The sequence below is a fragment of the Flavobacterium sp. genome, assembly GCF_043722275.1.
Taxonomy (GTDB): Bacteria; Bacteroidota; Bacteroidia; order Flavobacteriales; family Flavobacteriaceae; genus Flavobacterium.
On record NZ_JAYSPC010000155.1, the window covers coordinates 1 to 24,998 of the forward strand.

At 32.4% G+C, this 24,998-nt stretch carries 26 protein-coding genes and 1 tRNA gene; 14 read left to right on the top strand and 13 right to left on the bottom strand.

What is annotated here, in order from left to right; genetic code table 11:
* Positions 1–104 precede the first annotated feature (104 nt).
* Together istB and istA are read right to left on the bottom strand one after the other, a co-directional pair.
* Positions 105–845: an IS21-like element helper ATPase IstB gene (gene istB, locus ACHZDT_RS19350; protein ID WP_056249603.1), complete on the bottom strand. Its 741-nt coding sequence runs from the start codon at positions 843–845 to the stop codon at positions 105–107.
* Between the two features lie 22 nt (positions 846–867).
* Positions 868–2,415 (bottom strand): IS21 family transposase, encoded by a 1,548-nt coding sequence (gene istA, locus ACHZDT_RS19355; RefSeq protein ID WP_056249607.1) that lies wholly within the window; start codon positions 2,413–2,415, stop codon positions 868–870.
* Between the two features lie 124 nt (positions 2,416–2,539).
* Between istA and ACHZDT_RS19360 the strand changes: the two genes are divergently transcribed.
* The 3 genes from ACHZDT_RS19360 to ACHZDT_RS19370 all read left to right on the top strand — a co-directional run bounded on the left by ACHZDT_RS19360 (position 2,540) and on the right by ACHZDT_RS19370 (position 5,012).
* Positions 2,540–3,550, top strand: a complete 1,011-nt coding sequence (locus ACHZDT_RS19360; RefSeq protein ID WP_394776340.1) for a hypothetical protein — start codon at positions 2,540–2,542, stop codon at positions 3,548–3,550.
* An 88-nt stretch (positions 3,551–3,638) separates the two neighbouring features.
* A complete protein-coding gene (locus ACHZDT_RS19365) occupies positions 3,639–4,472 on the top strand; it encodes a hypothetical protein (RefSeq protein WP_394776341.1) in 834 nt (277 codons plus the stop codon).
* Positions 4,473–4,478: 6 nt separating this feature from the next.
* Positions 4,479–5,012, top strand: a complete 534-nt coding sequence (locus ACHZDT_RS19370) for a hypothetical protein (RefSeq protein ID WP_394776342.1) — start codon at positions 4,479–4,481, stop codon at positions 5,010–5,012.
* A gap of 226 nt (positions 5,013–5,238) precedes the next feature.
* Here the strand turns inward: ACHZDT_RS19370 and ACHZDT_RS19375 are convergent.
* Positions 5,239–5,320 (bottom strand) — tRNA-Leu (locus tag ACHZDT_RS19375).
* A 108-nt stretch (positions 5,321–5,428) separates the two neighbouring features.
* On the opposite strand from ACHZDT_RS19375, the gene ACHZDT_RS19380 reads away from it, so the two are divergent.
* The 4 genes from ACHZDT_RS19380 to ACHZDT_RS19395 all read left to right on the top strand — a co-directional run bounded on the left by ACHZDT_RS19380 (position 5,429) and on the right by ACHZDT_RS19395 (position 9,645).
* A complete protein-coding gene (locus ACHZDT_RS19380) occupies positions 5,429–6,817 on the top strand; it encodes a dipeptidase (RefSeq protein ID WP_394776343.1) in 1,389 nt (462 codons plus the stop codon).
* 838 nt (positions 6,818–7,655) lie between these two features.
* Complete coding sequence (locus ACHZDT_RS19385; RefSeq protein WP_394776344.1) at positions 7,656–7,838, top strand: hypothetical protein; 183 nt, start codon at positions 7,656–7,658, stop codon at positions 7,836–7,838.
* A gap of 215 nt (positions 7,839–8,053) precedes the next feature.
* Positions 8,054–8,425 (top strand): BlaI/MecI/CopY family transcriptional regulator, encoded by a 372-nt coding sequence (locus ACHZDT_RS19390; protein WP_194620443.1) that lies wholly within the window; start codon positions 8,054–8,056, stop codon positions 8,423–8,425.
* Entirely contained in the window at positions 8,422–9,645 is a 1,224-nt protein-coding gene (locus ACHZDT_RS19395) for a M56 family metallopeptidase (RefSeq protein ID WP_394776345.1), read from the top strand. Before ACHZDT_RS19390 ends, ACHZDT_RS19395 begins: the two co-directional genes overlap by 4 nt.
* 305 nt (positions 9,646–9,950) lie before the next feature.
* Here ACHZDT_RS19395 and ACHZDT_RS19400 read toward each other — a convergent pair whose 3' ends face one another.
* Positions 9,951–11,315, bottom strand: a complete 1,365-nt coding sequence (locus ACHZDT_RS19400) for a saccharopine dehydrogenase family protein (protein WP_394776346.1) — start codon at positions 11,313–11,315, stop codon at positions 9,951–9,953.
* Positions 11,316–11,506: 191 nt separating this feature from the next.
* On the opposite strand from ACHZDT_RS19400, the gene ACHZDT_RS19405 reads away from it, so the two are divergent.
* The 3 genes from ACHZDT_RS19405 (at position 11,507) to ACHZDT_RS19415 (ending at position 15,287) form a co-directional block, all read left to right on the top strand.
* Complete coding sequence (locus tag ACHZDT_RS19405) at positions 11,507–11,893, top strand: DUF423 domain-containing protein (RefSeq protein WP_394776347.1); 387 nt, start codon at positions 11,507–11,509, stop codon at positions 11,891–11,893.
* 300 nt (positions 11,894–12,193) lie between these two features.
* A complete protein-coding gene (pckA, locus tag ACHZDT_RS19410; protein ID WP_394776348.1) occupies positions 12,194–13,798 on the top strand; it encodes a phosphoenolpyruvate carboxykinase (ATP) in 1,605 nt (534 codons plus the stop codon).
* A 388-nt stretch (positions 13,799–14,186) separates the two neighbouring features.
* A complete protein-coding gene (locus ACHZDT_RS19415) occupies positions 14,187–15,287 on the top strand; it encodes a DUF4407 domain-containing protein (RefSeq protein WP_394776349.1) in 1,101 nt (366 codons plus the stop codon).
* 118 nt (positions 15,288–15,405) lie between these two features.
* On the opposite strand, the gene ACHZDT_RS19420 is transcribed toward ACHZDT_RS19415, so the two are convergent.
* The 7 genes from ACHZDT_RS19420 to ruvC all read right to left on the bottom strand — a co-directional run bounded on the left by ACHZDT_RS19420 (position 15,406) and on the right by ruvC (position 20,058).
* Entirely contained in the window at positions 15,406–16,122 is a 717-nt protein-coding gene (locus tag ACHZDT_RS19420; RefSeq protein ID WP_394776351.1) for a PH domain-containing protein, read from the bottom strand.
* Positions 16,123–16,193: 71 nt separating this feature from the next.
* Positions 16,194–16,565: an MmcQ/YjbR family DNA-binding protein gene (locus ACHZDT_RS19425; RefSeq protein ID WP_394776352.1), complete on the bottom strand. Its 372-nt coding sequence runs from the start codon at positions 16,563–16,565 to the stop codon at positions 16,194–16,196.
* 8 nt (positions 16,566–16,573) lie between these two features.
* Complete coding sequence (locus tag ACHZDT_RS19430) at positions 16,574–16,924, bottom strand: DUF4260 domain-containing protein (RefSeq protein WP_394776441.1); 351 nt, start codon at positions 16,922–16,924, stop codon at positions 16,574–16,576.
* Positions 16,924–17,322 carry a GNAT family N-acetyltransferase gene (locus ACHZDT_RS19435; RefSeq protein WP_394776353.1) on the bottom strand — a complete coding sequence of 133 codons (399 nt, stop codon included), beginning with the start codon at positions 17,320–17,322 and terminating at the stop codon, positions 16,924–16,926. The genes ACHZDT_RS19430 and ACHZDT_RS19435 overlap by 1 nt, the downstream gene beginning before the upstream one ends.
* A 106-nt stretch (positions 17,323–17,428) precedes the next feature.
* Complete coding sequence (locus ACHZDT_RS19440; protein ID WP_394776354.1) at positions 17,429–18,202, bottom strand: cyclase family protein; 774 nt, start codon at positions 18,200–18,202, stop codon at positions 17,429–17,431.
* Between the two features lie 78 nt (positions 18,203–18,280).
* Positions 18,281–19,432 carry a radical SAM family heme chaperone HemW gene (hemW, locus tag ACHZDT_RS19445; protein WP_394776355.1) on the bottom strand — a complete coding sequence of 384 codons (1,152 nt, stop codon included), beginning with the start codon at positions 19,430–19,432 and terminating at the stop codon, positions 18,281–18,283.
* A 71-nt stretch (positions 19,433–19,503) separates the two neighbouring features.
* Positions 19,504–20,058, bottom strand: a complete 555-nt coding sequence (ruvC, locus tag ACHZDT_RS19450) for a crossover junction endodeoxyribonuclease RuvC (protein ID WP_394776357.1) — start codon at positions 20,056–20,058, stop codon at positions 19,504–19,506.
* Positions 20,059–20,198: 140 nt separating this feature from the next.
* Between ruvC and ACHZDT_RS19455 the strand changes: the two genes are divergently transcribed.
* The gene (locus ACHZDT_RS19455) at positions 20,199–21,143 is read left to right on the top strand and encodes a hypothetical protein (RefSeq protein ID WP_394776358.1); all 945 of its coding nucleotides are present in this window, start codon (positions 20,199–20,201) and stop codon (positions 21,141–21,143) included.
* Positions 21,140–22,243: a glycosyltransferase gene (locus ACHZDT_RS19460; RefSeq protein WP_394776359.1), complete on the top strand. Its 1,104-nt coding sequence runs from the start codon at positions 21,140–21,142 to the stop codon at positions 22,241–22,243. The genes ACHZDT_RS19455 and ACHZDT_RS19460 overlap by 4 nt, the downstream gene beginning before the upstream one ends.
* A gap of 416 nt (positions 22,244–22,659) precedes the next feature.
* On the opposite strand, the gene ACHZDT_RS19465 is transcribed toward ACHZDT_RS19460, so the two are convergent.
* Together ACHZDT_RS19465 and ACHZDT_RS19470 are read right to left on the bottom strand one after the other, a co-directional pair.
* A complete protein-coding gene (locus ACHZDT_RS19465) occupies positions 22,660–23,145 on the bottom strand; it encodes a hypothetical protein (protein ID WP_394776360.1) in 486 nt (161 codons plus the stop codon).
* Between the two features lie 48 nt (positions 23,146–23,193).
* Positions 23,194–23,577 (bottom strand): hypothetical protein, encoded by a 384-nt coding sequence (locus tag ACHZDT_RS19470; RefSeq protein WP_394776361.1) that lies wholly within the window; start codon positions 23,575–23,577, stop codon positions 23,194–23,196.
* Positions 23,578–23,626: 49 nt separating this feature from the next.
* Between ACHZDT_RS19470 and ACHZDT_RS19475 the strand changes: the two genes are divergently transcribed.
* Positions 23,627–24,127 (top strand): DUF456 domain-containing protein, encoded by a 501-nt coding sequence (locus ACHZDT_RS19475; protein ID WP_394776362.1) that lies wholly within the window; start codon positions 23,627–23,629, stop codon positions 24,125–24,127.
* 264 nt (positions 24,128–24,391) lie between these two features.
* Positions 24,392–24,994, top strand: coding sequence for a DUF937 domain-containing protein (locus ACHZDT_RS19480; RefSeq protein WP_394776363.1), 603 nt, complete (start codon positions 24,392–24,394; stop codon positions 24,992–24,994).
* Positions 24,995–24,998 lie beyond the last annotated feature (4 nt).

Genomic DNA, 24,998 nt, shown 5'->3' on the forward strand with positions numbered 1-24,998 from the left:
GTGGATATTCTGGATAAAGTGAGCACCTAATTCTGGATAAAAGTGAGCAGTATAAATGAACTCAAAAAGGTGTCTAAAAAGTAGTTTAAAAATATAAAATTATTTTACTCTATTGGTTGTTTTTCTATTTTCTTTTTTCTCATTGATTCTCCTTTTAATTCTATCCGAAGAGCATTGTGAACGATTCTATCTAAAATTGCATCTGCAATGGTTTGTTCTGCAATAACTTCATGCCAGGATTCAACTGGGAGCTGCGAAGCAATAATAGTTGATTTTTTCCCATGCCTGTCTTCAATTATCTCCATAAGATCCTGCCTTTTAAGATTATCTAATGACTGCAGCCCAAAATCATCTAGAATAATGAGATCCTGCTTTTCTATTTTATTAATTTCTTTTATATAAGAGCCGTCAGCTTTAGCCATTTTAAGTTTGGAAAAAAGTTTATTGATATTAAAATACATTACTTTGTAGCCCATCATACAGGCTTTATAGCCAATTGCGGTAGCTATAAAGCTTTTACCAACACCCGTACTTCCACAGACAAGGATGTTTTGTTTGTTTTTTATAAAATCACAAAACTCAAGTCTGTTTATCAAGTTTTTATCTACTCCTCTGGAACTGTCAAAATCGATTTCTTCCATAAAAGCTTTATATCTAAACTTGGCAGTATTGATTAATCTTTCAACTTTTCGATTTTCTCTGTCATCGTATTCAGAGTTAATTAAATAGGCGATAAGTTCATCATTTGTATAATCGATGGTACTTGCTTCTAAAGTAGTATTAAAGGCTCTGGACATTCCGTAGAGTCTTAATTGTTTCATTTTTTCTAATGTTTGATCATTCATATTGTTATTTTATTAATGGTTATTATTTGTAATATTCCCGACCTCTGATATTATTATGTTTGGGTATTTCTTTGTCTTCAATAGTAGGATCTTCATCGATTAAGTCTAATCCTTTCTCCAAGATAGATTTGATGATTGGGTAATTGATTTTTTCATAATCCATCGCTCTCTTACAAGCATTGTTTAATCTGTCATTGCCTACTTTATTGGCTAAACTTAATACACCGGTACAGGATTTATAAGATTGCTCGGGATGCTGTTTTTTATCTAATATTTGTATAATAAATGATTTGCAAAATTCTCCAACAGAAGCTCCCCATTGGATAAACCTCTCAGGATTCCACTCTGCCACAAACTGATGTGATGTGGGCATGTGTTCTTTATTTGTTGTATAAAGATATTTGGAGTAGTCTCTCTGATGACTGGCTATTATGCGCTGTCCATGATAAATCTCAACGGTAGTTTTACTGTAAATAATCAATACTTTCTTGCCCATATAAATAAAAGGCACACTGTAATAGTGTTTGTCTTTATTGAGATAAACATGGCTGGATTTATGAACGGTTGCTTTAGCAAAACCTTTGAGCTGATAGGGATTGACAGGTAAAAATGATAGTGTTTCTTTCTCTATCTCATTAAACAAGTCTAATCTTGAGTATTTCCTGCCTTTAAAAGACATTGTATTATGCTTTTCTAAAAGTGGTAAAATAGCATCATTAAGGGCTTCTATAGTAAAAAAATCTTCTTTGCGTAAAGGGGCAAAAATTCTGGTATAAATTATTCTTACTGCATTTTCAACCAGAGCCTTATCTTTTGGATGATAAGCTCTGGTAGGCAGTATTGTGGTTCCGTAATGAGAAGCAAAGTCTAATAAATATTCCGTTACCAAGGGCTCATATTTATCACTCTTTTTAACAGCTGTTCTTAAATTATCAGTTACAATAGCGCTTGGAACACCCTGATAATAGTCTAGCATTTTTACCAGACTTCCCATAAAGTCTTCTTTATTTTGGGTTCTGGTAGCTTCTACAAAAGTAAGTCCGCTTGCTCCCAGTACACTTACAAAAACTTCTACTTCACACAGTTCTCCTGTAGACTGGTCAATAACGGATAATTTCTTTCCTGTATAGTCTACAAAAACTTTATCCCCTGCCTTGTGATGCATATGCATAGATGGCTTGAGTTTGCCTCGCCAATTTTGATAATGGTAGCAAAACTGAGAATAACTGTAGCCATCAGGATGATTTTCCCTATATTCTTCCCAGAGCAATTGGCGGGTAACACCAACTCGCTTTAATTCTTTTTCTATCGTGGGAAATAAGGATTCTAAAACTATGTTTTTTTCGGGAACGGGTTTTATCTGGCCATCAAAGAGTTCTTCCAGATCTTCATTACTAAGACCTGATAACTCTTGATATGTAAAAGAATTTTGATGAAATGATTCAATATATTTCTTTACAGTATTGCGCGATAAGCCTAATTGTCTGCTTATTTGGAGCTTACTTACTCCTTGAGTATATAAACGTAATAATTGCAAAATGTTTCTCATATCCAGTCGTTTATTTGCCATATCTTTTGTTTTAAAAACAAGTAAGATATTCTTTATAAACACTACTTTTTGAGGTGGTCACTTTGAACCGGAATCAATTGATCTCTTTCACAAGAATAGGGTGCTCACTTTGAACCGGAATCAATTGCTCTCTTTTACCGGAATGGGGTGCTCACTTTTACCAGAATTTGCAGATTGGGTTTTGAATGACTTAAAGACAAAATTTAATATAGTTCCGGAGCAATGTATTTTAAAATGCTTAGAAATTGGAGTAAATATTGTTCCGCCCATTTCTACAAATGAAATTTTAGATAATTGTTTCTTGCATAAGACTAAGTCTTTTGAATATCAAAAAAATTCAGATGAAGGAAAGTATAAGCAAGTGCAACATTCTCAATATGTAATCAAGGTTTATAATAAGGCATTACATTATAGATCGAAAGGTTTTGATATTAATAATGAGATAATGCGTTTTGAAATTAAATATACAAAAATGGAAAAACTCAATAAGCTCGGAATTTTTAGTTTGCAAGAATTAATTGATTTTGGCCTTTATAACTTTAAGAAAGAATTGATGATAGAATGGGAAAATGTGATTTTTTATGACAAGACTACCCGAATTGACAGTTTAGCAAAAGGAAGTCAAAAAACATTGCTTGAATACTCAAACCCAAACTATTGGACTGGTTTATTAGAGAATAAAAAAATTGAAAACTTTAAATACCATAGAAAGCAATTAAGAAAAATTACTCTTCAATTTTCTATTAATATTCAAGCTTTAATTAGTGAATTAATTTGTAAAAAAGTAGATTATCTAAATTTGAAAACTACCCATATTGACACTTTAACTATATTGTCAAAAAAGGTAGTTTCAAAAAGTGTTTGTAAAGTGACAGGATTTGATATTTCAATGCAAAAAGAAGAAAGTGTTTTACTTTCTCATACGGGGTTAAAATATTATTACAAAATGGATAAAAAGTTATTTGAGCAAATCAAAAGAAAATATTTGTCAAAAAAGTGGATTGATGCAGATTTCGAAATTCAGGTTAAAGAGATTGCTCACAATATTAGAAATAAAAACAATAATAAAAACATTAAGCAAAATAGGATTTATAAAATTGAACAGATTAATATGTTTTCTTTTTTTAATTTATAAATAAAAAAGAAAATCATTACGGTAAACCTCAATTATGAATAGTTTTTTTTGACTAGATTTGGTATTATTTTAAACTAACTAGAACAATATGAAACCTTTCTACTCCTTTCTAATATTTGTTACATTATTATCATCTAATAATAATTTTGCTCAAAAAAACAGTTTAAATTTTCTAAACGGAATGAAGTATGCTAGTTATAGTGGCCCAGGAGAGTTTGAGTATATTGCAACAGCTAAAATTAGTAAAATTGGTTTAATAGTGCTTCCTCGTGATACAAATGAATGGCCAAAAGAGGCTAAGTTTAATCCTTCTTTTGTTGGGTATTGGAATTTATTGATCAATAGTGGTTTTGGATCAGGTGCAAAAGCGACATTACAAATTTCAAATTGTTTCCAAGTTGTTGTTTATGATAAGACAAATACGGCTTCTGGTTTTGGGGCGTCTTTTGATAAAAATATGAATGTTGCTGTAAATAGAGCTTTTGATAATTTTGAAGGTTTTAAATATCGCTATGATAGATCACTTACGGAAATAATTTCTTATCCTGAAGTTGAAAGTATTAATATGGATGAGAATCAATTAAAAGCATATTTTGATTCTACAGAATTGGAATTGCTTGAAGGTGTTTATAAAACTTATAAATCAGAATCTGATTATAAATTAGGTATAATAAAAGTTGGTGATAAATTTAAGGCAATTGTAGTGGAAAGTGATTTACCTCAATGGAAAAAAGGAGATGTTAAAGCTGTTTTTGAGAGTACTGCGGTTGATGGTGTTTTTTCAGCTAAATATTTTATGGGGGATAAAACCTTTGTTGAAACCTTTGCTAATTTAGAAGGAGGCTTGTTTACAATTGAATTTAAAAGCAAAACTGGAGAAAATGAGGATATTAAATTATTGAAATTGTATCCTAAAAAATAATTAATTATGAAAAAATATTCTTTACTTCTAATTATATTTCCTTTTATAGGATTAGCTCAGACTTATACAGTTGTACAGCAACCAACGTATGGGCTAGACCCTAAATATACACCTACAACTTATACTGTCAAACAAACGGCGCCGGCTAAATCGCCAAATTATGTTGGTGATGCATTGACACAAGTTCAAAACAATATCATTCAAACTCAACAAATAAACGCTCAAATAGAGTCTGAGAGAAATAACACAAAAGCAATTATAGAAAATCAAAATAGAATTGAAAACCTAAGAATTCAGGAACAAAGAAGGAGTCTTATAGAACAACAAAGAATTAAAGAAGAAAATAATCCTAATAGTATCTTAAACAAATTCAAAAATGCCGATTTAAAGAAAGAAAATGAAGATTTAAAAAATAAACTAATGAAGATGGAATTACTCTTGGCTGAAAAAGATAAGGCTGAAAACGATAGGGCTGAAAAGGAAAGATTAGAAAAGGAACGGATAGAAAAGGAAGTGTCAAAAAAAAAGACAAATAAATGACAAATGAAGAGTAGCTGAGAGGTTGCTCTTTTTTATTTAATAAGACCTTAGATTCTATTTAAATATTTAATTGAAGAAATACAACATTTAACACTCACGTAAATCTTATTGCTTTTGAAATTAAAACTAAAATTGAGCCAAAATGAAAATCGTTGGGCAATGGTTGGGCAGATTTATAAACTAAAAAATGCAATTATCTAAAAATAAGATAATTGCATTTGTGAAGTGCGGATAATAGGACTCGAACCTACACGCCTTGCGGCACCAGATCCTAAGTCTGGCATGTCTACCAATTTCACCATATCCGCTCAATTGTGGGTGCAAAGATAAACATAACTTCTAATTTTCAAAGCATTTTTGTAAAAAAATATTAATTCTATTTTTTGTATTTTTGAAATTCTATAAAAATCATTTAAATGGAAAATATAAAGTCATACGTTCAACAACATAAAGATCGGTTTATCAACGAATTGATCGAATTATTAAAAATTCCGTCGGTAAGTGCTGACACTGCATATTCGCAAGATGTTATTGATACTGCCGAGGCTGTTAAGGAAAGTTTATCAAAAGCAGGCTGCGATTTAGTCGAAATTTGCGATACTCCGGGTTATCCAATCATCTACGGAGAGAAAATAATCGACCCAAATTTACCTACCGTTTTAGTTTACGGTCATTATGATGTTCAACCGCCAGATCCAATCGAATTATGGACATCGCCACCATTCGAACCCGTAATCAAAAAAACCGAAATTCATCCCGAAGGCGCAATCTTCGCTCGTGGAGCTTGTGATGATAAAGGACAAATGTACATGCACGTAAAAGCGCTAGAACTTATGGTGCAAACCAATACATTGCCTTGTAACGTAAAATTTATGATCGAAGGTGAAGAAGAAGTAGGTTCAGCAAGTTTAGCCTGGTTTGTAGAACGCAATCAGGAAAAACTGAAAAATGACGTTATTTTAATTTCAGATACCGGAATGATCTCTAACCAACAACCATCGATTACGACCGGTTTACGTGGTTTGAGTTATGTTGAGGTCGAAGTTACAGGTCCTAATCGTGATTTACATTCAGGTTTATACGGTGGAGCAGTGGCGAACCCAATTAATGTTTTGGCAAAAATGATCGCTTCTTTGCACGACGAAGACAATCATATTACCATTCCGGGTTTCTACGATAAAGTTCAGGAATTATCTACAGAGGAAAGAGCCGAAATGGCAAAAGCACCTTTTAGCTTAGAAAAATATAAAAACGCATTAGCTTTAAACGATGTTTACGGCGAAAAAGGATATGTAACAAACGAACGCAACTCGATTCGTCCAACATTAGACGTAAACGGAATCTGGGGCGGATATCAGGGCGAAGGAGCAAAAACGGTTATTGCTAGCAAAGCTTTCGCAAAAATCTCCATGCGTTTGGTTCCTAATCAGGATTGGCATGAAATCACAGAGCTTTTTACAAAACATTTCACCAATATTGCACCAGCGGGAGTTACTGTAAAAGTAACGCCTCATCATGGCGGACAAGGTTATGTTACGCCAATTGACAGTATTGGCTACAAAGCCGCAAACATGGCTTATACAGAAACTTTTGGAGTTCCGGCAATTCCGGTTCGTTCTGGAGGAAGTATTCCTATAGTTGCTTTGTTCGAAAAAGAACTAAAAAGCAAAACCATTTTAATGGGCTTTGGTTTGGATTCTGATGCAATTCATTCACCAAACGAACATTTCGGAATCTTCAATTTCTTAAAAGGAATCGAAACTATTCCGTTGTTTTACAAATATTTTGTAGAGCTTTCTAAGTAATAGTTTTGCCACGAAGGCGCTAAGACACAAAGTTTTTTAGATATAAATCCGTTCAGTTTTGAACGGATTTTTTTTTTGGAATTTGGAGTTTAATTATTAAAATTTTAAAGCTTTGGAATTTAATATATTTATGGGCGTTCCCTTCGGTCGGGCTTTCGGCTATATCTTTTATTCCGTTCCACTTCATAAAAGGATACCGCCTCAATCCCTAACGCTTAGGAAAGGTGCAAAGGGACAAAGGTTTTTGTAGAGGCGCACAGCAGTGCGTCTAAGGTTCAGAGGTTCAAAGCAACAAAGGTTTTAGCCTCTAATTGAATTGCCTCCAGCTTTAGCTGGAGGTAAATATTAAGAAAAGGAATTGGCTTTAGCCGAAATTTTTAATCATTAAAATGTATTATTTGGCTAAAGCCATTGCCTGTATTTTATTGTAAACCCCAGCTAAAGCTGGAGCCTATTCAAACCTTTGTGTATTTACATCTCTGAACCTTAGTTGCTTAGTAACTTAGAGCCTCAGAAACTTTAAAAAAACCTTGTCTATTAAAAATTAATCTCTACATTTGTAGAACAACATCTATAAATGTAGAGCAAAACAAAACAAATGCGTCAACTTTTAATATTCTTGTTTTTCGGAATCTTGTTTTCAGGATGTAAAAGCAAACCAATCAATCAAAAGATTGATCATAAAAAAGAAGGCGTTTGGATTGATAATTACAAATAAGATAGTACGACATACAAATCATTTGAATATTATAAACACGACGAACCAGTAAAAAAGTGGAAATCCTACATTAACGGAAAAATCTACAAAACCGAGAAATACAAAAACGGAATTTGCTTCGTGAAATATTATTATGAAAACGGAAAAGTGCAATCAAAAGGAAATACAAAATTAGAAGCTAATTCAGTCGAAACACATTGGTTTTATTTTGGAGATTGGAAATTCTATTCGGATAAAGGAAAATTGATTGAAATTAAAAATTACAGAAATGGCGAATTGATTTTGGAAACACAGATAAAATAGCCCACGGATTTCTACAGATTAAACGGATTGGCGCGGGTTTTCTTTTTTTAGTTAAGAAGTTAGAATCAAGAATCAAGACGCAAGAATCAAGACGCAAGACGCAAGGAACAAGAAGTCATCATAAAGAATCAAAATTCGAGAAAATTAGTGTAATTCGTGGCAAAAAAACTTAGAAACTTAGCATCTCAGCAAATTATAACCTCAAAAATAAAAACATGCAATTATCAAACTCAGAAGAACAATTAATGGAACATCTCTGGAAGCTTGAAAAAGCTTTTATGAAAGATTTGCTTGAAGCATACCCCGAACCAAAACCTGCAACAACAACTGTTGCAACGCTTTTGAAACGAATGATCGATAAAAAATTCGTTGCGTATAACGAATTCGGAAATTCAAGGGAATATTATCCTTTAGTCGAAAAGACCGTTTATTTCTCTAAACATGTAAACGGATTAATTAGCAGTTTTTTTAATAATTCGGCGTCACAATTTGCTTCTTTTTTTACGAAAGAAACCAATTTATCAACATCAGAATTAGAAGAACTCAGAAAAATAATTGATTCAGAAATTCAAAAAAAGAAAAAATGATACTCTATCTCTTAAAATCAGGAATACTGCTTTTAGTTTTTTATGCAGTATATAAATTAGTATTAGAAAACGAGAAAATGTTTCGTTTTAATCGCGCTTATTTGTTGGCAAGTTTGGTTTTTAGTTTCGTGATTCCGTTGCAAATTATCTCGTTTGGCGCGACATTTTCGGATAAAATTGGATTGATTCAACTGGACGAATTAGTGATTCAGAAAAACAATCAAAATATAGGAATGATTTCAACAAATGATTTTATAATTGTTTTAACTGGAGTTGTTTATGGATTTATGGTTTTGCTTTTGACGATTCGGTTTGTGTTTAATTTGTATTCATTTTATAAGCTAATACAGAATAATGAAGCGCAATTTATAAACGGAGAAAAAATAGTTTTAATCGAAGAATCTATTTTGCCCCATTCATTTTGGAAATCAATTTTTATCAATAAAAATGAATTCGAAAAAGGCAAAATCCCGTCAGAATTAATAGCGCACGAAAAAGCACATTTAGAGCAAAAACATACTTTGGATATTCTATTTCTTGAAGTTTTACAAATTGTATTTTGGTTCAATCCATTGCTTTTACTTTATAAAAAATCTATTAAACTCAATCACGAATTTCTGGCAGATGAAGCTGTAAATAAACAGTTTAATTCGGTTCGAAATTATCAAAATCTATTACTTGACTTTGCTTCCAATAAAACCACTATTGCCTTGGCGAGTAATATTAACTATTTAATAACTAAAAAACGTTTACTCATGATGACCAAAAAAGAATCTCCTATTAAAATTGTATTTAAAGTATTTAGTGTTGGTGTTATTTCGGTTGTATTATTGATTGCTTTTAGTACAAAATCGATTGCCCAAAAAGTGACAAACAAAGCCGAAGTTAAGGACAAAGACCTTTATGAACTAGCCAAAGTTGAAAAATTGCCAGAATTTCCGGGCGGTATTGAAGAGTTCTATAAATTTATTGGTAAAAACTTTAAAATGCCAAAAGAAGTTGGTAACAATAAGATTGAGGGAAAAACTGATATGCAATTCATTATTGAAAAAGACGGAAGTTTATCAGATATTACAATCCTGAAAGATGCCGGTTACGGAATAGGAAATGAGGCGATTCGGGTTTTGAAACTTTCGCCAAAATGGATCGCTGCAACTCAAAAAGGAAAAGCTGTTCGAGTAATGTATAGTTTGCCAATTATGGTTCAGCCAGAAAAGTAAAAAAAGGTTCAGAGGTACAGAGTCACATAGGTTCAAAGGTTTCTTTAAGGGTGAATAGTTTTTTATGGGGAAGAAAATTGGCTTTAGCCGAAATTTTTAATCATCAGAATGTGTTTATTTGGCTAAAGCCATTGCCTGCTTATCTATTTTTATATCCCAGCTAAAGCTGGAGTCTATTCAAAAAACCTTTGTACCTATGTGACTCTGTACCTTTGTACCTTTTTTAAAAAAATCCGCTTCTATATTTTAGAAGCGGATAAATAAAAAACTAAAAAAAAAATTCTAAAAAACTAACGAGCCCAGAACTAAAATAGGTCTGGATTATATCCAAAATAAGGCATTTCCTGTTCATTAAAAATAACCCCATATTCTTCTAATTCTTGTAAAATAGGTAAATACACTTCTTTTTTTATTGGCAATTGTACGCCGGGAGTTGTGATTTTTCCGTTTAAAATCAATAATGTCGCCATTGCAACCGGTAATCCAACGGTTTTTGCCATTGCGGTATAAGTTTGATCGTCGCCAATACAAACCATTTTGGAATCTATTTGCTGTTTTTTGCCATTTAATATGTATCCAAATTTGTGGTACATGACAATCATATCCTTATCGTTAGGTTCTAAAGTCCAACTATCGGATAATATTTTTTCTAATATTTGTGCCGGAGTTGCATTAGGTAAATTCACCTTTTTGTCCGGATTAAATAAATCCAATTCAAGGAGTTTATCCCACATAATATCATCCTGATCAATTTTTAAAATCAATCGGGTTTTGATTTCTACAGAATCTGTTGGATGATAAGGTAAAAACGAATTCACAAACTCACGGTAACTCATATTTTCTGAGCCTTCCATGATGTAACTATCATCGGTCATTCCTAATTGCACAAACATATTCCATGCTTTCGAGTAGCCAACTCTTCTAATGGTTCCGCGATATAAAGTCAGAATTTCATCTAAACCATAAATCGATCTGTATTTAAGCGAATCGCGGTTAGAATAAGCTTCGAATTTTCCGTAACCTTCGACTTCAAGAAATTCGGTTCTGCGAAAAACCGTTCCGTACGGAATATATTTATAAGTTCCTTCCTGAATAAATTTTGCTGCGCCGCCTTGTCCTGCTAAAACTACGTTTCTGGGCGCCCATGTAAATTTGTAATTCCATAAATTGTTGTCACATTCCGGAGCGACTAAACCGCCACAAAAAGATTCAAAAAGTAACATATTGCCACCTTTTTCTCTGATCTCGTCAATAACTTTCATGGCGCTCATATGATCGATTCCAGGATCAAGACCAATTTCATTCATGAAAATTAAATTGCTTTTCTTAACCTCTTCATCAAGTCCTTGCATCGCATCACTTATATAGGACGCGGTTACAAGATGTTTCTTAAATTCAAGACAATCTTTTGCAATTTCGATATGTAAATGAGCAGGCAACATCGATATTACTATCGAAGCTTTTTCAATTGCTGATTTCCTTTCATCAGTATCAAAAATATTTAAAGCAATGGGAGTCGCATTAGGATGATTTTGTGTCTTTTTTTCGGCTAATGCCAAAGATAAATCCGCTACAACCAGATGTAGATTTTCAGTCTCTGATTTTGATAGTAAATAACGTATCAGCGACGATGCAGATCTACCGGCTCCAATGATTAAAATGCTTCTCATGTTTTAAATATATAACACAAATATATTAAATTGTTAAATATGTAACAATTTTAATTTTATAAAAATGCATTATTTTTTATTTTAAAGCTAAAACATCATGGATTTCTTTTTCCGGAAAAGTTTTTTGAAACTAAAATGCTTTTTAAAAATGTATTGAAGTATTTTTGTTGGAGAATTAAATTACAGAAAACATGAAAAGAAGAATTGTTTTAGCAGGAGCTTTTATGGGAATGATCTCCATCATTTTTGGTGCTTTTGGCGCGCATTTGCTAAAGAAATATTTAGCTGTCGAAGAGTTAAATACTTTTGAAGTTGGTGTTCGTTACCAAATGTATCACGCCTTGTTTTTACTTTTTCTTTCTACCAGAAAAGATATTGCCGAAAAGACTTTAAAAGCAATCTATAATTTAGTTGTTTCAGGTGTACTTCTGTTTAGTGGTTCAATCTATTTATTAGCAACTAAAAGTCTTACATTATTCGATTTTAAAATTATTGTATTCGCAACTCCTTTGGGAGGATTTCTATTAATTATTGCTTGGGCGGTATTATTGGTTACGATTTTTAGGAAAAAATCATAAAATCCCGAATAAAAAATTCTATCTAAAAATTAATCTTTAATTTTGTCACATAAATAACATATAATCTTATTTATGTGAATTTATTTTGTTTTTTACTTTAATGAGTAAATTATATAACAAATTCATTGAGTAGATTATAAGAAAACAAATTAGAGGCGGTTATTTTTTTGTTTTACTAATTTAAAAGGTCAGATTTTACTTTATTGATATAAATAAAAGTAAAATCTAAATATTTTTAGAGGATTAATAATAAATCTATAATTTTGCATCTTATAAATTATCACACACAACTAAAAATTTATGGACAGTCACACAGTTTTCACGCAATCGATTTCGTTAAATGAATTAGGAATTGAAAATGCAAAAGTTCGTTACCAATTATCTGCTGATGAATTGCATGCAATCACTTTGCAATCAGGCCAAGGTGTTGAGAACTCTACAGGCGCATTGGCAATTAATACGGGTGAATTTACAGGACGTTCCCCTCAGGATCGTTTTATTGTAAAAGATAGTATTACAGAGGATCAGGTTTGGTGGGGAAATGTAAATATCCCATTTGAGCCAGCTGCTTTTGAAAAATTGTATAATAAGGTAACTCAGTTTTTATCAAATAAAGAAGTTTTTGTTCGTGACTCTTATGTTTGTTCTGATGCCAATTATAGATTAAATGTTCGTGTAGTTACAGAAACTGCGTGGTCAAACTTGTTTTGCTACAATATGTTTTTAAGACCGGAAGAATCTGAGTTAGCTAATTTTACTCCGGAATGGACTGTAATTTGTGCTCCAAGTTTTATGGCAGATCCTGCTGTAGACGGAACGCGCCAGTCTAATTTTGCTATTTTAGATTTTACTAAAAAAGTAGCACTTATTGGCGGAACAGGTTATACAGGAGAAATGAAAAAAGGGATTTTCTCTGCTTTAAATTTCATTTTACCGGTTTTCGAGAATACTTTGCCAATGCATTGCAGCGCAAATGTTGGTGAAGACGGAGATACTGCAATTTTCTTTGGATTATCAGGAACGGGAAAAACAACTTTATCAGCAGATCCTGCACGTAAATTAATTGGAGACGATGAACACGGTTGGACTTCAGAAAACACTGTTTTCAACTTTGAAGGCGGTTGTTATGCAAAAGTAATTAATCTTACAGAAGAACACGAACCGGATATTTTTAGAGCAATCAAAAAAGGTGCGCTTTTAGAAAATGTGGTTTTCAAAGCAGGTACAAACGAGGTTGATTATGATGATGTTTCTATCACTCAAAATACACGTGTAAGTTACCCAATAACACATATTGATAATATTCAGCCAGGATCTATTGGACATAATCCAAAAAATATATTTTTCTTAACGGCAGATTCTTTCGGAATTTTGCCTCCAATCTCTAAATTAACTCCAGGTCAGGCGGCTTACCATTTTATTTCAGGATATACGGCAAAAGTTGCAGGAACAGAAGCAGGAGTTACAGAGCCGCAACCTAATTTTTCGGCTTGTTTTGGAGCGCCTTTTATGCCATTACACCCAACACGTTATGCCGAAATGCTGACTAAAAAAATGAAAGATGCAGATGTAAAAGTTTGGTTAATTAACACTGGTTGGACAGGTGGAGCATACGGAACAGGAAGCCGTATGAAACTAAAATATACTCGTGCCATGATTACCGCGGCATTAAACGGAGAACTTGATAATGTAGAATTTGAAAATCATAAAGTATTTGGAATAGCAAAACCACAATCCTGCCCGAATGTTCCAAGTGAAATTTTAAATCCTAGAAATACTTGGGAAGATCCTGAGTTATACGATAAAAAAGCAATCGAATTGGCACAGAAATTCAAAGCTAATTTCGCCAAATTTGAAGAGTTTGCCAATGCTGAAATTTTAGCCGGCGCACCAATTACAGAATAAGGAAGATTACTAATTCAAATTAAGAAAAGCTGTTCAGTGATGAACAGCTTTTTTTTTGTGTCATCCTGAGCGAAGTCAAAGGGCTTTTCTGTGCGGGGGGCTTCGACTCCGCTCAGCCTGACAATACGTGTGTTTTCAAGCCTTAGTCTCAGTCTTAGTGTATTTTAGTTCGATTTGCTGCGAAACTAGAACCTTAATGTTACTAAAGACGTTAGAAAAAATCAAATAATGTTATGATTAACAAACAAAAAAGGAAGAAATTAATGTTAAAATAACTTTTGTTAAACCTCAATAATGTAAACGCAATCAAAACAAATCAACTAATTAACTCAGAATTAAATTTTTGGCGCTAAATTTGCCTTATCAATCACAATCAAAATCATCAATCATGTTAAAACAATTTTTTATCCTATGTTCTGGTGCTGATCGGGACTTACTCGACAATTGCTCAGAAGGCGAACAAACCAAATATGTTGGTATTGGCGCTACCGTTTTTTTTACCGCAGTTATGGCTTTCCTAGCCAGTGCTTATGCACTTTTTACTGTTTTTGATTCCATTTATCCTGCTTTAGCTTTTGGATTTGTATGGAGTTTACTGATCTTTAATCTGGATCGGTTTATTGTTTCGACAATCAAAAAAAGAGATCGTTTTTTTGATGAATTTCTACAGGCGACACCTCGAATTATGTTGGCTGTTATTATTGCAATCGTAATTTCTAAGCCATTAGAAATTAAAATTTTCGAAAAAGAAATCAACACCGTTTTATTGAAAGAAAAAAATGAAATGGAATTGGCGAATAAAAAGCAAGTTGGCAATTATTTCAAATCAGATGTCGATAAAAACAAATCCGAAATCGCCGCTTTAAAAGATGATATTCTGAAAAAAGAAAAAGAAGTAAATGCACTTTACTCAACTTATATCACAGAAGCCGAAGGAACTACAGGAACTAAAAGACTCGGAAAAGGACCAGTTTATAAAGAAAAAAGAGAAAAACACGATGCCTCTTTAAAAGAATTTGCGACATTAAAAGCAGCAAACGAAGCTAAAATAGCCGAAAAAGAAAAAACCGGGCAAAAATTACAAGCCGATTTGGATAAAAAAGTAATGCAGACTCAACCTATTATTGAAGGTTTTGACGGATTAATGGCGCGCATTAATGCATTAGATAAATTACCGTGGCTGCCTTCCTTTTTTATTATGTTGTTGTTTCTGGCGATTGAAACTTCCCCAATTATAGCAAAATTATTAGCTCCAAAAGGCGAATTTGATTTTAAACAAGAAGAAGCTGAAACGGCGATGAAAGCAACTTTGACACAAAATAAATACCAACGTGAATTATTGGTAAAAACAAGTGCTCAAATGCATGATAAAGTGTACGCTGATATCGCCGGAGATAAAAGCTTGTATGATCTTCAGCGCAGAAAAGCAACGGAATTATTAGAACTTCAAGCACATAGTTTTGTAGAAAAACAGAAAGCTACATTGTAGTCTGAAAGTTTAAAGTCAGTCTGAAAGTCACTTTGAATATATAAAAGTAAAAGCCCGAAATAGAATTTCTATCTCGGGCTTTCTTGTGACTTTATGACTTTTGACTTTCAGAATAAATTTACATGTAACTCAATATTTCTTTTTTATAAGAATCATATTCACCTTGCATGATTAAACCATTATCAAGCAGTTTTTTATAATTCTGTAATTTATCAAAAAGTTCTTCTTTAGATAAATCGCTTAATTTTCGATCTCCCGTTGAAGGTTGAGTTTGTTGAATTGGCTCATAAGTTTCTGTGTAAGAAGGTATGGTTGCCGGCATAATTTCAGCATAATTCGTTACTTCTTCAGCTTCAACTTCTTCAACTTCATCTTCAAGATCATCTTCTTCTTCAATAATTTGTGCAGTTTCTACAATTGGAGTTTCGGCAAAAGCAGGATTCTTAAGTAAATCCAATTGCTCTTTTGCGTAAGTATATATTTTTCTGGCCTGAATCTTCGGAATATAATCAATAGAAATCGATAAATCAGTATTGGTGTTAAATGAGAATTCAGAACCTAAAATGTTTTCTTTTACAAAAGCACCAGCGACAGCATCCCAGGTATAATCTGTAAAATTCATTGAAAGGCCTAAGTTTTTAGGCTCACAAATGATGATTCTTTTATTTGTTAATACAATACTATCAGGAAAAACAGTAATTGCCGGTTTTTTTTGAACAGCAATATATCCAATTTCTTCACCTTTCATCAATAAATCATTGAGTTTTGAAGTGATTTTTTCAATCGCTTTTGGATCTTGTTCTTCGTTCAGAAATTTTTTAAATTGTTCTTTCATGTTCTATAAGTTGCTAAGTTGCAAATTAATTGAGTGGTTAAGTTTTTTATCTTACGTTGCAAATGTAATGCCTAATTTTCTAATTCAATAATTTCATTCTGAATTTTCTTTGTCAAACTTTTGAAAACCAATTCATATGAGTGGTCGATCAATTCCTTGACAAAAGCAGTCGGTAAACTTCCGTTTAAAGCAATTGTGTTCCAATGCACTTTGCTCATATGAAAGCCTGGTTTTATCTCATCATATTCTGCCCGTAATTCCTCAGCGCGTTCAGGATCACATTTTAAATTGACCGAAGCTTCATTTTTCTCCCATTGAGATAAGGAGGACAAAGCAAACATTTTTCCGCCCACTTTAAACACCAAAGTATCTTCATCAAAAGGAAAATGTTCACTGACTCCTTTTTTTGAAAGACAATATTCATAATACGTTTCCAGATTCATATCATTTTTTATTTACCAATTTCACCTAAATGTGTGTATTTAAAACCTTTTTCATATTTCAAGCCATAACCAAAAATCCGATCCATAGCTGAATGCGAAAATAGAATAATTCCAATAAGCTGTAAAATTTCAATTTGAAAATAACAACCTGCTATATAAAGTAAAACGGAAATTCCTTTATGATGAAATACGTTGTAGAATAAAGCGCCTGCTTTATTTCCAAAGGCATAACCAATCATAGAAAGATCCGGTGCGAGGATCAAAACCAAAAACCACCACCATTGATAATTTAAAAGGCTAAATAAATAAATTCCCAGAACAAATAAACCAAATTCTTCAAGTTTAATAGCAGTTTTCATCATAGTTTTTTCTCCATTAATTTTTCAGGATGTTCTAATTGGGTAAAACCAAATTTACGATATAAAAAATGAGCATCGGTTGTAGCCAATCTCCAAATCTGAATATTTTTAAGAATGGGTTCCTTCATCATTGCATCGATTAAAACAGACGAATATCCTTTTCCACGATATCCTTCGGCAATAAAAACATCCATTACATAGCCAAAAACCACATAATCAGTAATTACTCTGGCAAAGCCAATTTGTTTGTCGTTTAAGTAAATTCCAAAACAAACCGAAGCATCAATTGTAGTTTGAACTTCCTCAATAGTTCGTCCGGCAGCCCAATAAATATCCTTTAAAAAGTTTTGTATAAAAGGAACATCAAGTTTTGTTTTATCTGTTGAAACGTTAATCATAGTATTGTTTTTTTTGCCACGAATTACACGAAATATCACGAATTATTTTTTTCTGTTTTTGCATATAAAAATTAGTGCAAACTAGTGTAATTCGTGGCGAACTTTTTTATATAATCTTATATAGAATTGGTTTGCTTGGACTTGCATCATTTTCAAACGAAGCAATTTGAAGATTTAGTATATAATCTCCATCTTCGATTTCACCCGGAACAAAAATCATTTCGGTTATTGTAGCATTTAATCTTGCATCTGGATTTAAGTGCAGAGTATCTTTTACATTCCAAAATGCTTTGTGCGCCAGTAATTTTCCTTCATCATGTTCCTTGTCAACACTGGGCAAATCAATTAATAAATGCTGAATTTTGCTTTCGCGGATAAAAATCGCGGCTTCTTCAGACAAATAAGGCGGATTTGTATTCGAGTATTTTCTGGATTTTTTTTCTTTTTGGTTGGGAAGTGTACGAATGATAATTGCTTCCAAGTTTGTCCCACTGAGCGAAGTCGAAGTGCGCATTGCTTTTTCAACTAACTCTTTCGTGATCACAAAATCATCCCCAATTTTTTCAGGTTCAATCGTAATCAGTTTTGCAAAGAAGAAAAATTGCTTTAAAGATTGATTAATACTGTAAAAGTCATTTGTGATATGGCCCAAACATTCCGTGTGCGTTCCGTGTCCATGCGGATTGAAGAAAATATTATTGAAGTTTGTCGATGATTTCCCTTCAGAAACTTTCCCGATCCAATCGCCAAAAACCACGGGTTCAATAACTGGTTTTTCAATATACCAGGCAATCGGATTTTCGTCTGTATTTGTTAATGGAATCGAAATATCAATGGGTTTTGATAAGTCTATTTCGAAGTTGTTTATTTTTGCTAACACAAATTAGGGTTTTATGCCGCAAAGACGCTAAGTCACAAAGTTTAAATAATTTGCGCCTTTGTGCTTCGTTGGCTAATTTTAGTCTTCCAAATTTAAGTAAAACAGATCACTTGCAATTCCATCCGTTAAAAATTTTCCTTTTGCGGTTGGTTTTAAAATATTATTTTCAATGAAAAGCAAATCATCATTTAAGAATTTCTGACTTTGTTTTTTGAGATAATTCCAATAATCCAAGCCAAATTCAGTTTCAATTCGTTCTAACGAAACGCCCCAAATTGTTCTTAATCCTGTCATTATATATTCGTTATAACGATCAGATTTTGATAAAGTTTCGGTTTCTATAGGTAAAATATTTTCCTGAATAGATTTTAGATAAAGAGAATTATTAGCAATATTCCAACCTCTTTTTTCGCCATCATAACTATGTGCCGAAGGTCCGATACCAATATATTTTTTGCCTAACCAATACGCCGAATTATTTTTTGAGAAATAATTTTCCTTTCCGAAATTCGATAATTCGTAATGAATAAATCCGCTTTTTTGAAGCATTTCAACCAGAATCATAAAATGATTCGAAGCGACTTCATCTTGCGGTTCGGCAATTTTTCCGGTATCAATTAGTTTTCTCAAAGCCGTTTTTGGTTCAACCGTTAAAGCATAACTTGAAATATGCGGAATGCCAAAACTTAAGGCGATTTCAATATTTTTTCTCCACATTTCGTCCGTCAAACCCGGGATTCCGTAAATTAAATCGAGCGAAATATTATCGAAATATTTAGTGGCTTCTGTCAAACAATTTATGGCTTCCGCCGAATTATGAGCACGATTCATCATCTTTAAATCTTCTTCATAAAAAGACTGAATTCCAATGCTTAAACGGTTTATTAGGCTTTTAGACAATTCAATAATTCGTTCTGTAGATAAATCATCAGGATTTGCTTCCAGCGTAATTTCAGGATTTTCTACAACTTTATAATTTTTATAAACTTCTGAAATTAAAAAATTTATTTCGTCATTGCTTAAAACCGATGGAGTTCCTCCGCCAAAATATATGGTTTCAATTTGGTTTTCATTTCCAGCAGAGTCGAGAAGCTCATTTTTGCGCATGATTATTTCTTTGGCTAAAGCCAAAACCATGTCGTCTTTCTTTTTCATTGAAGTTGAAAAATGAAAGTCGCAATAATGACAAGCCTGCTTACAGAATGGTATGTGAATGTATATTCCGGACATTTTTTAGTTTTCAGTTTTCAGTCTCAGTTTTCAATCTCAGTTTAACTGTAAACTGCGACCGAGACTGAAAACTATTTTTTAACTCGCTCTTCATTTTGTTTTACAAAAGCATCCCAACCTGTATAATTTTTTCCGGCGACGATTTTTCCCGAATTAAAAAAATGACAAACCGCGGCAGCTAAACCATCAGTTGAATCGAGATTTTTAGGTAATTCTTTCAATCCTAAAAGCTGTTGCAGCATTTTAGCTACTTGTTCTTTACTGGCATTTCCATTTCCGGTTATTGCCATTTTTATCTTTTTAGGTTCGTATTCGGTAATCGGGATATCTCTTGAAAGTCCCGCTGCCATTGCAACACCTTGCGCGCGACCTAATTTAAGCATCGATTGTACGTTTTTACCAAAGAAAGGAGCTTCAATTGCAATTTCGTCAGGATGATGCGTTTCGATTAATTCGATTGTACGCTCAAAAATAATTTTTAGTTTTTGGTAATGATTGTCATATTTGGAAAGCTGCAACTCGTTTAATTGCAAAAATTCCATTTTTTTATTGATAACTTTTATCAATCCAAAACCCATGATGGTTGTTCCCGGGTCAATACCCAATATGATGCGTTCTTTTGTCATTTTTTGTAATTACACAGAGATTCACGAAGAAACTCGAAGATTCACAAAGTTTAATTTTCTATTATCGTGTATAAAATCTTTGCGAAACTCTGTGGGGCTTTGCGTGACTCTGTGTAATAGTTTTTCCTTTACTTTGCAGCATGATTTTAATTCCTCACAAAGCTAAACAATTCCTTGTTCTTCTAATCAAACTTTTGATTATAGGCGGTGCATTTTATTTTATTTATAATCAATTGGCGCACAATGATAAACTGGATTGGCAAAAGTTTATTACATTGTTTCGTAAAAATCAGTCAGTTTTAGGAATTGGGTTTATATTACTTTTGAGTATTTTGAATCGCTATTTCGAAATTTTAAAGTGGCAGAATTTAGCCAAAGTAATTCATGAAATTTCTCTTGGAGAAGCTACAAAACAAGTTCTAGCTGCGCTAACAGCTGGAATTTTCACGCCAAACGGAGTAGGAGAGTATGCAGGAAAAGCGTTGTTTTATCCCAAGTCGGAAGCGAAGAAAGTGGTTTTCCTGAACTTGATCTGTAATGGAATCCAAATGATTTTAACCGTAATTTTCGGGATTTTCGGGTTGCTATATTTCAATGCAAAATATGAAGTAATTACAACCCAAACCGTTGCTGTTTTATTTGGAATTTTTGTCTTGCTTTTTATCGTTTTGTTTTCTCTGAAGAAAATTAAAATCAAAGGATATTCGATTGAAAAGTTATTACATAAGATTAATGAAATCCCAAAACCAATTCATCGTAAAAATATTGTTTTAGGAACTTTGCGTTATTTGGTTTTCTCACATCAATATTACTTTTTGTTTCTGGCTTTTGATGTTCATTTGCCATATTTTACTCTGATTGCGACAATTGCTGTAGTTTATTTTTTAGCATCTTCATTGCCTACTTTTCAGTTTTTAGATTTTGCTGTAAAAGGAAGTGTGGCGATTTATTTCTTCGGTATTTTAGGTGTTAATGAATGGATTGTAGTTTTTATCAGTACTTTAATGTGGTTTCTTAATGTGGTTTTACCAGTTATAATTGGAGCATATTATGTGCTGAATTTTAAAACAAAAAATGTAAAATGATTTGGGTTCTAGGAATCATATTGACCATTTATATAATTGCTATTGCATTGCTTATTTATGGCTTTACCAAAGTAAAAACATATAAAAAAACAAACTTAAATCCTCATACTAGTTTTACGATTATAGTTCCATTTAGAAATGAAGCCGAAAATTTGCCGAATCTTTTACGGAGTTTTTCAGCACTTAATTATCCGGAAGATTTGTTTGAAGTGATTTTGGTGGACGATAATTCGAACGAGAAATTCCAAATTTTAAATTCCAAATTCCAAGTTTCGATAATCGATAATATTAGGATTTCTAATTCGCCTAAAAAAGATGCTATTTCAACAGCAATGCAACACGTAAAATCAGATTGGATAATTACTACAGATGCTGATTGTTTGGTTCCTGAAAATTGGCTTTTAACATTTGATAATTACATTCAGCAGAATGATGTTTCAATGCTTGCGGGCGCAGTTACTTATGAATGCGAAAATTCATTTTTGCATCACTTTCAGCAATTAGATTTAATAAGTTTACAAGGCGCAACGATTGGAAGTTTTGGACTTAAAAAAGCTTTTATGTGTAACGGAGCTAATTTTGCGTATACGAAAAGGTTTTTCAAAAAACTAAATGGATTTGATGGAAATGATAAAATTGCAAGCGGAGATGATGTTTTTTTATTACAAAAAGCGGCAAATTTATTTCCGGATCAAGTCCATTATTTAAAATCAGAGGAAGCAATTGTAAGTACAAAACCAACAGAAAACTGGAAGTCTTTATTTTATCAAAGAGTTCGTTGGGCAGCAAAAACTACGTCATATCAAAGTAATTTCGGAAAGATTTTAGGATTGATTGTTTTCTTTGGAAATTTAAGTTTTGTAATTGGATTTTTATTTTTTTTACTCAGATTCTTGCATTATCAATTCTTCTTTTTGTTTGCTTTTTCAAAGTTCATAATTGACTTTATATTACTTTATAAAACAAACCAATTTTTGACTAAAACAAGAATTAAAAACTTGGTTTTAAGTAGTTTGTTCTACCCTTTTTTCAGTGTTGGTGTGGCGTTATATAGTTTATTTGGTTCTTATGAGTGGAAAGGAAGAAGATTCGGGAAATAGTGACGGAACGCGGGTGACGCGGATTCGTTTCGCGAAGACACAGATTTAAATTGTTTTTTTTTCTCATTTTTTGTCAGACTAGGCGTAGTCGAAGTCGCGCAAAGTGAAACACAAAGTTTGTCATTCAGACCGAAGGGAGAAATCACACAAGTAATTCCGTACCTAAATTTACCAATCTTTGTCGAGTTACTAGTGTGATTTCTCGTGATTTAAATGATGATAAATGATACGATAAAAGTAAATTTCTTATGAAAATGAGAGTTATAGCCCTGATAGAAGCGGTATCCTTTTTCTTGCTTCTTTAGCAAGGAAAAGATACAAGCGGATAGCAGGAAATAGCTCCTGAAAACTCCAATAAGAATAAAGTCTTAACCGCTAATTTAAATGAACTTATATCACTTATGTGGTCAAAAAAACTATTTCTTTTCTTTAACCTTTAAAATCACAGGTAAAATAAATTGGGTTTTTACTGGAAGTCCGCGTTTTAAAGCAGGATTTACTTTTGGGAAATCAACTAAACGAGCGCGTAAAATACTGTCGATTTTGATGGTGTCATAAGCAACGGAATCCTTAGGGAATTGTGGTTCAAATTGCATAGTGGCATTAGGGAAAACGGTCACTTTTACATCAATTGTATCAAGTTCCGGATATAATATCGAAAGTGTATCAATATCTAATTTTTCCTGAATAAGTTGTGCCATCACCTGAAAAAAACATTGCTGGCGCAGTTTTTTATCGGCAATTTTTTCGCAATTGGATACTGATGGATATTCATCAACTTCTTTCCAGTTGATTGATTTTAATTCTTTTTGAAGTAATTCTTTTTCAGACGGAACCTGCTTCTCAAAATATTGACAAGAATTGAAAAATAAAATAACTAAAAAAAGGAAAAACTGCTTCAAGATTTTGATGTTGAATTGATAAACTAAAATAACGTTATAAAAATACAATTATTTTTTTTGAGAAGCTTTGTATCCAAGATAATCTTCATAGCTTTCTGAAAGCCATTTTTCTTTGTTTTGTGCTGCAACTTCTTTTTCTTCAGGATATAAAGTGGATAATCGATCTGAAAAAGTTGCAATTTGAACCGTGTAAGTATAAAAGTCTTTTTTTGTTAAAACAACATTTGCATCATTTTTGCGCTTAAAGTATTCAAAGAAAAGAGTATCAAATTCTTTCATAGAAAAATTTAAAACTTTTTTCTTATTACTTTTATATATGCTATCCTGAAGTAATTGATCATCTATATAAAGTTTTTTAACTTGCGCATAGCTGCTTTCATTGATTATAATTATCAAAGAAAATAATAATACTAATTGAAAAAGTCTACGCATTAACTGGTTTTTTACTGGGAATTTGTAGGTGCAAAATTACAAAAAAAATATGGATTTACTTTTGTTGCTACTTGGTTTTATATGTATGATTGTTGGGGTTTTTGGAAGTTTTCTGCCTGTTGTACCAGGTTTATCCAGTTGTTGGGTGGGTTTGCTCTTGTTGTATATGACAAAAGCGGTCGAAAATAATTACTGGATTTTAGGAATTACTCTTGTGATAACGATAATTATTACAGTTCTGGATTATGTAATTCCGGCAAAAGGGACGAAGAAATTTGGCGGAAGCTCTTACGGAATTTGGGGTACAAATATTGGGTTAATTGTTGGTATTCTGGCTCCTATACCTTTTGGAGTTATCATTGGTCCTTTTGTTGGGGCTTTTATAGGAGAATTAATTTACGATTCTAAAAATCATAAGTGGGCATTAAAAGCTGCTACGGGTTCATTACTTGGTTTTTTGGCATCGAGTTTTATCAATTTTATGTTTTGTATCATTTTTCTAGGCATATTTTTACATACAACATGGGAATATCGAAACCTTTTGTTTTAATTATGTAACAGAGATTAAGCTTTTTTCTTATTTTTTATAATTTTAGGAAAAATTATTTTCACTTTGAATTGATACCTAAAGGGTTATGTTTACTGGTTCTACTTGGTTTTTTCGTTAAACAACTGTTAATTGTACAATTGTATTTTTGACTTGTTTTTTTGGAAATGTTAAAATATTTTATATTTTTATCCTGATAAACGATAAAAAGCCTCACTTTATCGGTTATTTTGAATAGATTTAAATAATTTTTAAAACAATTTAAGTATGACCCCAAACCTACAAATTGAACTTAGACGTTTTATTTCTTCTAATGTTGTTTCGAAATTGAACAAATTTTATTTTGAAAATGATGCCCTTTTAATCAAGGGAATCGATGTTTCAATAGGTACAGTTTTAATGGGGTTGTATAATCGAACCGAGGAATCGGATTTTTGCAAAGGAATGATTTCGCTTCTGCAGGAAGATTCGACATTTTATCAGGAAGTCGATTTTACATCTGGCCGAATTTTAGCAGTAGATGATTGTTACCGTTTAGAAGGAAACGATTTGCTGAAAGAAATTTTTACTAATAAAAAAGGACGAATTTCTGAAATGATTTCAAACGAAGTCGGAATTAAAAGCGAGACTGCAAGAGAGATCCTAAATTTTTCAGCCTTATTAGTTATATCTTATCTTAAAAATAATATCCAACTTTTAGACAGTTTAAAATTACTGTTAGACGATCAAAAAAGAGATATTTTAAATAGCATTCCACCGGGAATCAAAATCATCCTTGGTTTTTCATGTTTTGAAACAGTCGAAGAAAAAAATCAATCCATCGGAAGATCAATTTTTACCTTATTTGGTCACAACTTTTTCAGTTTCTAAATAA